This is a genomic window from Kitasatospora sp. NPDC007106 (assembly GCF_040634455.1).
GTDB classification, from domain to species: domain Bacteria; phylum Actinomycetota; class Actinomycetes; order Streptomycetales; family Streptomycetaceae; genus Kitasatospora; species Kitasatospora arboriphila.
Genome location: NZ_JBEYFP010000228.1, coordinates 1 through 8,659 on the forward strand (window position 1 = coordinate 1; position 8,659 = coordinate 8,659).

Annotated in this window: 8 protein-coding genes and 1 pseudogene; 6 read left to right on the forward strand and 3 right to left on the reverse strand. The window is 74.0% G+C overall.

Annotated elements, in window-relative coordinates:
* The coding region (locus tag ABZ641_RS18785; RefSeq protein ID WP_359983144.1) for an AzlC family ABC transporter permease at window positions 1-661 on the reverse strand (661 nt) is incomplete at its 3' end.
* Between the two features lie 139 nt (window positions 662-800).
* On the opposite strand from ABZ641_RS18785, the gene ABZ641_RS18790 reads away from it, so the two are divergent.
* Window positions 801-1,337, forward strand: a complete 537-nt coding sequence (locus tag ABZ641_RS18790) for an XRE family transcriptional regulator (protein WP_263107840.1) — start codon at window positions 801-803, stop codon at window positions 1,335-1,337.
* A gap of 31 nt (window positions 1,338-1,368) precedes the next feature.
* On the opposite strand, the gene ABZ641_RS18795 is transcribed toward ABZ641_RS18790, so the two are convergent.
* Window positions 1,369-1,794: a GNAT family N-acetyltransferase gene (locus tag ABZ641_RS18795; RefSeq protein WP_344626507.1), complete on the reverse strand. Its 426-nt coding sequence runs from the start codon at window positions 1,792-1,794 to the stop codon at window positions 1,369-1,371.
* Between the two features lie 133 nt (window positions 1,795-1,927).
* Here ABZ641_RS18795 and ABZ641_RS18800 point away from each other — a divergent pair, with 133 nt between their 5' ends.
* Both ABZ641_RS18800 and ABZ641_RS18805 read left to right on the forward strand, forming a co-directional pair.
* Complete coding sequence (locus tag ABZ641_RS18800; RefSeq protein WP_344626506.1) at window positions 1,928-2,662, forward strand: methyltransferase; 735 nt, start codon at window positions 1,928-1,930, stop codon at window positions 2,660-2,662.
* A gap of 258 nt (window positions 2,663-2,920) precedes the next feature.
* Entirely contained in the window at window positions 2,921-4,081 is a 1,161-nt protein-coding gene (locus ABZ641_RS18805; RefSeq protein WP_359983148.1) for an ROK family protein, read from the forward strand.
* Between the two features lie 78 nt (window positions 4,082-4,159).
* On the opposite strand, the gene ABZ641_RS18810 is transcribed toward ABZ641_RS18805, so the two are convergent.
* Window positions 4,160-4,936, reverse strand: coding sequence for a GntR family transcriptional regulator (locus tag ABZ641_RS18810; protein WP_359983151.1), 777 nt, complete (start codon window positions 4,934-4,936; stop codon window positions 4,160-4,162).
* 255 nt (window positions 4,937-5,191) lie between these two features.
* Here ABZ641_RS18810 and ABZ641_RS18815 point away from each other — a divergent pair, with 255 nt between their 5' ends.
* The 3 genes and pseudogenes from ABZ641_RS18815 to ABZ641_RS18825 all read left to right on the forward strand — a co-directional run bounded on the left by ABZ641_RS18815 (window position 5,192) and on the right by ABZ641_RS18825 (window position 7,314).
* Window positions 5,192-5,995: an exodeoxyribonuclease III gene (locus ABZ641_RS18815; RefSeq protein WP_344626504.1), complete on the forward strand. Its 804-nt coding sequence runs from the start codon at window positions 5,192-5,194 to the stop codon at window positions 5,993-5,995.
* A gap of 89 nt (window positions 5,996-6,084) precedes the next feature.
* Window positions 6,085-6,357: pseudogene (locus ABZ641_RS18820) on the forward strand (amino acid permease); the annotation flags it as partial.
* 393 nt (window positions 6,358-6,750) lie between these two features.
* The gene (locus ABZ641_RS18825) at window positions 6,751-7,314 is read left to right on the forward strand and encodes a hypothetical protein (RefSeq protein ID WP_344626503.1); all 564 of its coding nucleotides are present in this window, start codon (window positions 6,751-6,753) and stop codon (window positions 7,312-7,314) included.
* Window positions 7,315-8,659: the final 1,345 nt, after the last annotated feature.

The window sequence follows — 8,659 nt, forward strand, 5'->3', positions numbered from 1 at the left end:
CCCGGGCGGCCGGGACGAGCGCGACCAGCGCCAGCAGGACGGGCAGGCCGGCCGGCAGGAAGGGCGTGGCGGCGACCGCCGCCACGGCGCCGACCAGGGCCGGGTTGCGGACGGACCGGTCGGCGAGCGAGGGCAGCACCAGGGCCAGCAGGACGGCGGGGAAGGCCGCGTCCAGCCCGAGCGCGTCGGTGTCGCCGATGGCGCCGCCGGCCATCGCACCGAGCAGGACGGCGATGTTCCACACCGCGAACAGGGCGACGCCGCAGATCCAGAACGCGGCGCGGCGGGCCTTCGGGTCGCGCTGCAGCAGGGTGAACGCGGCGGACTCGTCGGTGAGCATCTGGGCGCCGAGCAGCTTGGCCCGCCAGCCGCCGCCGAGCACGTCGGCGACGGCAAAGCCGAAGGGCAGCAGCCGGGCGTTGAGGACGAGGCCGGTGACCACCGCGGCGATCGGGCCGCCGCCGGCCAGCACGACGCCGACCGCGGCGAACTGCGAGCCGCCGGCGAAGACCAGCAGGGACATGGCGACCGGCACCCAGGCCGGCAGCCCGCCGGAGACGGCGATCGCGCCGAAGGAGGCGCCGACGAGGGCGTCGGCGAGACAGACCAGGGCGATGTCGCGGAGCGTGCCGCGATCGAGTGTTCGCATTGCCGAACGCATGTCCATTAGAATGAACAGCAACCTCGGCGTTCGTCAAGCCGAACGGACAGTAGTCTGGAGCGAACACGTGGACCCTGTGGACAGCGTCCCTGCGGACGGTGCGGCGGCACCGGGCGGACACCGGTCCTCCCTCGATCTGATCGCCCTGATCTCCGCCTCGATCCGCCGCGAACGGGAGCGGGCCGGGCTCTCCATGGCGGAGCTCGCCCGCCGGGCGGGCATCGCCAAGTCGACGCTCTCGCAGCTGGAGGCGGGCGCCGGCAATCCGAGCGTGGAGACCCTGTGGGCACTCGGCGCCGCCCTCGACGTGCCGTTCAGCCGCCTGGTCGACCCGCCGCGGCCGCAGGTCCGCATCGTCCGGGCCGGCGAGGGCCCGGTCACCTGGTCCGAGCGGGCCGACTACGCGGCCACCCTGCTCGCGTCCTGCCCGCCGAACGCGCGCCGGGACATCTACCGGATCGACGCCCAGCCGGGCGGCGTCCGCCGCTCCGACCCGCACCTGCCCGGCTCGGTGGAGCACGTGGTGATCGGCACCGGCCGGGCCCTGGTCGGCCCGGCCGCGGCCCCGGTCGAGCTCGGCCCGGGCGACTACATCGCCTACCCGGGCGACGCGCCGCACGTCTTCGAGGCGCTGGAGCCGGACACCACGGCGACGCTCACCATGGAGCACGTCTGACCGGACGGCCGGCTGCCCCGCCCCGCGGGCCTCAGCCCGCCAGCGGGCGCACCCAGCGGCGCCACTGCTCCTCGCGCCGGTAGCCGGCGCCGGCCCAGGCCCCCTGGCCGAGGGCGTTGTGCTCCAGCACCATGGCGTCGGCGCGGCGGCCGCCCAGCTCGGCGAACCTCGCCTCGGCCGCCGCGATCAGCGCGCCGCCGACCCCGCGGCGGCGCAGCTCCGGGTCGACCGCCAGCCGGTAGAGGTGGCAGCGCCAGCCGTCGAAACCGGCGATCACGGTGCCCGCGAGCACCCCGTCCAGCTCGGCGACCAGCAGGGCCTGCGGGTCCCGTTCGATCAGCCGGGCGACCCCGGCCTCGTCGTCGGTGATGCTGGCTCCCTCGGCGGCCCGGCCCCAGAAGGCCAGGAGGGCGGGGATCTCGTCGGGGCGCGCGGTACGGATCGCGATGTCGGTCATGCGCCCCTGTCTAACAGCCGTGCTCCGACCCGACGCAACATTCCACAGGGTGGGACGGGGCGGGCTGACCTCGCGTCACCCGTCCCGTAGGCTCGGGCCACCCCCGCCTGTGCGACACCCCGCGAGGAGCACCGTGCCGACCGCACCCATCGCAGCCCCTGCCCCCGGCGCCGCCCGGTCCGCCGTGACCGGTTCCGATCCGGCCGGCTCCGATCCGGCCTGCGGCGCGGCGGCGGAGTTCGTCCGCTCGCAGACCGCGCTCGGCGCGGTCCCGTTCGTCCCCGAGGTCCGGCTGCACCTGGCCGAGGAGGCGATCGGGCTGTGGGAGCGCACCGAGTCCGCGAAGGGCGAGGTCGGACTGCCGCCGCCCTTCTGGGGGTTCGCCTGGGCCGGTGGCCAGGCCGTCGCCCGCTACGTGCTCGACCACCCGGAGACGGTCGCGGGCCGGGCCGTGCTGGACCTCGCCGCCGGCTCCGGACTGGTCGGCATCGCCTGCGCCCTGCGCGGCGCCGCCTCCGTCACCGCCGCCGAGATCGACGCGTACGCGGTCGCCGCGATCGGCCTCAACGCCGCGGCGAACGGCGTGCGGATCGACGCGCGCTGCGCCGACCTGCTGCCGGGCGACGGCGCGCCCGCCGAGGTGGTGCTGGCCGGCGACGTCTTCTACGAGCGGGCCATGGCCCACCGGGTGCTGCCGTTCCTCCGGCGCGCCCGTGCCCGCGGCGCCCTGGTGCTGGTCGGCGACCCGGGCCGGGCGTACCTGCCGCGCGAGCACTTCACCGAGGTCGCCTCGTACCGGGTGCCGGTGGTGGCCGATCTCGAGGACGCCCCGGAGAAGACCTCGGTGGTGTGGCGCCTCGACGGCTGAGCCTGCCCGGGCCCGCGTCGGCGGGCGGCCGCACCGGAGCGTCACCGCCTTCGTACCGTTTCCATACCGAATACGTGATGAGCTGCGGAAACGCTCGCGGCCCGAGGGGTGCCCGAGTACCATCCCGGCTGATGCCCCGGGGTGCGCGCGCCGTTGTGCCGTGCTGCCCCGCGGCGGACTCTCGCGGGGCAACGGAGGTCACCGCGCACTCGGCACCGCGCGCCAGAGCTGTCGCGCGAACGCGGGAAGGGCGGCGACGTGGCGGATCGGCTCACCGGAGGGGACTCCTCGCTGCTGCGTCGGATCAACGCGGCGGTCACCCTGCGGGCGCTGCGCGACGGACAGACCGTCACCCTGACGCAGCTCGTCGGCGACACCGGGCTCTCCCGGCCGACCGTCGAGGGCGTCATCGAGGGCCTGATGGAGTCCGGCCTGGTCGCCGAGGTCGAGCAGGGCCTGGACGGCGGCGGGCGCCGCGGCCGGCCCGCCCGCTGGTTCCGGTTCCGCGCCGAGGCCGGGCACGCGCTCGGCATCGAGGTCGGCGTGCACGACGTCCGGGTGGTGCTGGCCGACCTCAGCGGCGAGATCCTCGCCGGTCACTCCAAGCCCGTCGACGAGGCCCTCGACGCCGAGGAGCGGCTCGGCGTCATGCGGACGACCGTCGCCGAGGTGCTGCGCAAGACCGGCGTCCTGCGGGACAGCCTGTGGGCCGTCGCCGTCGGCACCCCGGGCATCGTGGACGGCGAGGGCACCGTCCGGCTCAGCACCGCCGTGCCCGGCTGGACCGGCCTCGACCTCGGCGCCCGGCTGCGCCGCTCGTTCCGCTGCCCGGTCGTCATCGAGAACGACGCCAACCTCGCCGCGATCGCCGAGCACTGGAAGGGCGCCGCGGTCGGCAAGGGCGACGTCGTCTTCGTCATGGCCGGCCTCAGCCCCGGTGCCGGCTCGCTGATCAACGGGCGGCTGCACCGCGGGTACGGCGGCGCGGCCGGCGAGATCGGCGCCCTGCACCTGCTCGGCCAGGAGGCCACCCCGGAACGGCTGCTCTCCACCACCGGCAAGCCGCTCGACCCGCTGGACGAGGCGGCGGTCGCCCGGGTGCTGCGGCTGGCCCGGGAGGGCGACGCGGTCGCCCGGGACGCCATGGACCGCTTCCTCGGCCGGCTGGTGCACGACGTGGCGGCGCTCGTCCTCGCCCTGGACCCGCAACTGGTGGTGGTCGGCGGCTGGGCGGCCGGGCTGGACGGCGTCCTGGAGCCGCTGCGCGAGCGGCTCGGACGCTTCACCCTGCGGGCGCCGGAGGTGGCGCTGGCCGCGCTCGGCACCGAGGTCGTGGCGACCGGGGCGCTGCGGGTGGCGCTCGACCACGTGGAGGAGCAGCTGTTCGCGGTCGACCCGCCGGTGGCCGGCCCGCGCTGACCCGGTGCACCGCCCCGGAACGCGGACCGCGGGCCCGTCCGGTGTCGGACGGGCCCGCGGTTCGCGTTCGGGCGGGTGTCAGGCGGAGCGGACCGCCTCGACCGGGGTGACCTCGACGGCGCCGGTCTCGCCGAAGGTGAGCTTGCAGGTGTCGGCACGGTAGGTGCAGACGGCGCGGGCGATGTGCCGGCCGGCGGACGCGTACACGGTGGTGACCACCAGCACCGGGGTGCCCGGCGGGCGCTCCAGCAGGGCGGCCTGCTCGGCCTCGGCGACGCCCAGCTCGACCGTGCGGGACTCGCCGTCCACCCCGCAGCGCTCCAGCTGGCGGAGCACCGAACGGGCGCGCTCGCCCTCGGCCGTCGAGCCGACCAGCTGCGGCAGCGCGGGCAGGTGCGGCACCGCGGAGTCGGGGACGTGCAGCGACTCGGTCGCCATCACCCGGCCCTGGACGAGGCGCACCCGGCGCACGGTGTGCACCGTCTCGCCGGGCAGGACGCCGAGCTCGGCGGCCAGCCGGGCCGGGGCGGGGGCGCTGGTGCAGTCGACGATCCGCCAGGACTGGTTGCGCGAGGCGCTGGGCCAGCCCTCCTCGCTGCTGCTCACCGGGACGCCGACCCGCGGGGCGGCGATCACGGTGCCGATGCCGCGGCGGCGGACCAGCCGGCCCTCCAGCTCCAGCTGGTCGAGCGCCTGGCGCAGCGTCGCCCGGGCCACGCCGAAGCGGGCGGCGAGCTCGCGCTCGTTGGGCAGCACCTGACCGGCGGAGAACTCCGAGTCGATGGTGCGCACCAGGACGGTGCGCAGGTGCCAGTACTTCGGCTCGGGGGCCGCCGTGAGCTGTCCTTGCGCCACCGTGTCCTCCGCCCTGAAGGTGTGGGGCCGCCCGATCCTTCCCCGGTTTCGGCAGGTGGGGAGGGTGGGCTTTATCCGTCCTTCTTTATTAAAGGTCTTTGCAGTAAGCAGACCCTAGGGGGTGGCGGATGAGATGGTCAAGACCAATGACCGGGCTTGACCGGAACACGGCCACTCGCCGACCGTTCGTGATCTGCGCCACGACGGAGCCGGACCGCTTCGGCGGACGGCCGGGGCGGCCGGTACCCTCCCGGGGTGATCGTGGTTTCGACAGTCAACGTCAACGGCATCCGGGCGGCCGCCAAGAAGGGCCTCACCGAGTGGCTCGCCGGCACCAAGGCCGACGTCGTCTGCCTGCAGGAGGTCCGCGCCGAGGCCGACCAGCTGCCGTCCGAGATCAAGGACATGGAGGGCTGGCACGCGGTCTGGGCGCCGGCCGCCGCCAAGGGCCGGGCCGGCGTGGCGGTGCTCTCCCGCCGGGCGCCGGAGCGCACCGCGATCGGCTTCGGCTCCACCGAGTTCGACGGCTCCGGCCGGTACGCCGAGATCGACCTGCCGGGCCTCACGGTCGCCAGCCTCTACCTGCCCTCCGGCGAGGTCGGCACCGAGCGCCAGGACGAGAAGGAACGCTTCATGGCGGAGTTCCTCGTCCACCTCGACAGCCTGAAGCGGCGGGCCGCCGAGGAGGGGCGAGAGGTGCTGGTCTGCGGCGACTGGAACATCGCCCACCGCGAGGACGACCTCAAGAACTGGCGGGCCAACCGGAAGAACGCCGGCTTCCTGCCCGAGGAGCGGGCCTGGATGACCCGGCTCCTCGACGACGTCGGCTACGTGGACGTCGTCCGCGACCTCCACCCCGACCAGGCCGGGCCCTACACCTGGTGGTCGTACCGCGGCCGCGCCTTCGACAACGACTCCGGCTGGCGCATCGACTACCTGATGGCCAGCCCGGGCCTCGCCGCCACCTGTGCCGACGCCTACGTCGAGCGGGCCGCCTCGCACGCCGAGCGCTGGTCCGACCACGCCCCCGTCACGGCGGTCTTCGACCACAGGTTCTGACTCGGTGAGCCGGCCTCGCCGGGCGCCGGGAACCGGTGGAAGAACCCCGCACGGGGTCGCCACAGCAGATCAAGCCGACCACCGACCCTAACCCGTGGGGCGACCACCTGCCCCTGGAGATCGTCCTCTCCCCCTGTCGCGCGATCGTCGCACCACTGGTCAACTACATCGAGTCGCTGCACCACCAGTGCCCGGACCTCACCCTGACCGTCATCCTTCCGGAGATCGTCGTACAGCACTGGCGCCACCGTCTCCTGCACAGCCGACTCGCGGCTCGGCTGCGGAGGGCGCTGCGCCCCCTGCCGAAGGTCGTCGTCACGACCGTCCCGTTCCACGTGCAGCACAGCGGCGTCACCGGGTGACCCGATGCGTCCGGCCGCACACAGCGGCACATCCGCTTCGTCGGGCTACCGCGACGGTTTCCTCGTCCGCCCCGGAAAGGCCTGCCCCGGGAAGGACGGGCGCACCGGACCGTGCCCCGGGCCGGCCAGGGCACGAAGATGGACACCGGGCCCCTTGGGCGGGCCCTGGAGGCCTGACGGGTAGGCGGCCGCATGGCACCGGTGGGCTGATGCACACGGACGTTCTGACTGACAGTCGGACACCGCTGCGGCCCCTCGGTCACCCGCACGAGTGAAGGTCGGCGCAGGGCCGGACCGCCCGCGGAAGCAGGTCGGGCATCGGTGCCTAACGTGGTTCGGAAAGTCACCGTCGGTCGGCCGACCGACGTCGCCGCCAGGATCAAGAGGTACCCAATGAATCGTTTCATCACTCTTGCCGCCGGTGTGGCCGCCATGACAGCCACTGCCTCCGGATGCGGCAGTTCCGGCACCACGGCTTCCTCGACCCCGACCGCGAGCACCAGCGCCCCCACGACCGCCGCCGGCTCCGCTGCTCCCAGCCGGAGCGTCGCCACGGTGAAGACGGCGAGTTCGCCGTTCGGTCAGATCCTGGTCGACGGTTCCGGTAGGACGTTGTACCTGTTCAAGGCCGATACGGGGACGACCTCGACCTGCAACGGCTCCTGTACGCAGAACTGGCCGCCGCAGACCACGACCGGGGCACCCGACAGCAGCGGAGTGACCGCGTCCCTGGTCGGAACGACCACCCGTTCGGACAGCTCGACCCAGGTGACCTACAACGGCCACCCGTTGTACTACTTCTTCAAGGACACGAAGCCCGGAGAAACCAACGGTCAGGGCGTCAACGCCTTCGGCGCTTCGTGGTACGTGGTGAGTCCCAGCGGTGACGCGATCACCAGCCCAGCCTCCGCGTCGGCTTCCCCGTCTGCCGGCTCCACGGGCGGCGGTGGCTACTGAGGCCCGCTCCTGAACCTGCGGGGCTCGAGAACTCGGCTCACGCCGCCGACCTGCACGGAGCCCGCATGAGCATCCCCGCCCTGGCGTGATCACCGGACGCTCGTTCGTATGACCCATCCACTCGTGCGGCGTGTGCTCGGATTCCTGGTGCTCATCGCGCCCTGGCATCTCGACCTCGAAGCGGAGGTCCTGGTGCTGAGGCCCGAGAACGAGATGCCGCGCCAACAACTGGGCCGGCCGCGATACGAGCCGGCGGACGGGGCGGGCGCGGCCGGCGGCGCTCTCGAACGTCTCCCACGTCATCGCCGGACGCAGGTGTTCCCGCTGACCCCGGCGACCCTGCCGCCCCGGCATCGACGTCCGGTGGGGAAGAAGTGCGCCCACGAGCCGCGCCGCCGGGCAGGCGGCCCACCACCGCTGCGGTACGCACCCCGGTTGTTTCGGGCGGGGTTGTTTGAGCGCCGGTCGGGCAACGGGATCAGGAGCCACGTCGCTCCGTTCGTGCAACCGATCGGAGCGACGTCGGACCAAGACTGGCGAGCTGCACGTGGGTGAGGCCGAGGACGCTGACCCGGGTCGTTTGTCCCGGTCCCCTCCGGGCCGTTCCGCGGCTCGCCCTACCCAAGGATCCGACTCGACCTCTGTGGTCGCGCCCTACAGCAGCGGCGCATCGATCGTGGTGGTCAACGTGCATGCCGATCGGACCCCCTGGCGATACGGGCAAGCCGTCCCTGTTCCGACAGCTACGGCGGGTGGTCCGCCGGTCGCCGGCTGGGCGCGGCGGCGCGGGGCGGTGATCTGCAGCTGTCACAGCGGGCACCGGGCTTCGCGGCGCTCGGGTTCCTCACTCTGGTCCCGCTGCTGATCGTGGTCGCCGCGGCCGATCCGGACCGCGGGCGGGGGTTCGCGCAGTGGCTGGGGGACGGGCTCGGTGTGTCGCCGGCTTCCAGACGAGAGGTCGAGCGGCTCTTCGGGCGGCCCCGGCCAGGCGTTCCGGACGACGACGGCCTTCGGTCTCGCGGCCCTGGCGGTGTTCGGCCTGTCGTTCGGCGCCGCGGTGCAGAGCGGCTACGAGAAAGCCTGGAACCTGCCACCGGCCCGCTGGTGGGCCCGCTGGCGGCACGTGCTGTGGCTCGCCGTCCTCATCGGATTCCTCTTCCTGTCCGCCACCGGCACGCTCTGGCGCCGGTCCCCGGCCGGTAGCCCTGGTGGCGGCACTGACCGCGTTCCTGTTCGTCCGGTGGTCGCAGTGGCTGCTGCTCGGCAGGCGGGTGCGCTGGCGCGCCCTGCTTCCGGGCGCCGTGGTGACCGTGGTCGGACTGCTCGGCCTGAGACTCGCCTCCCG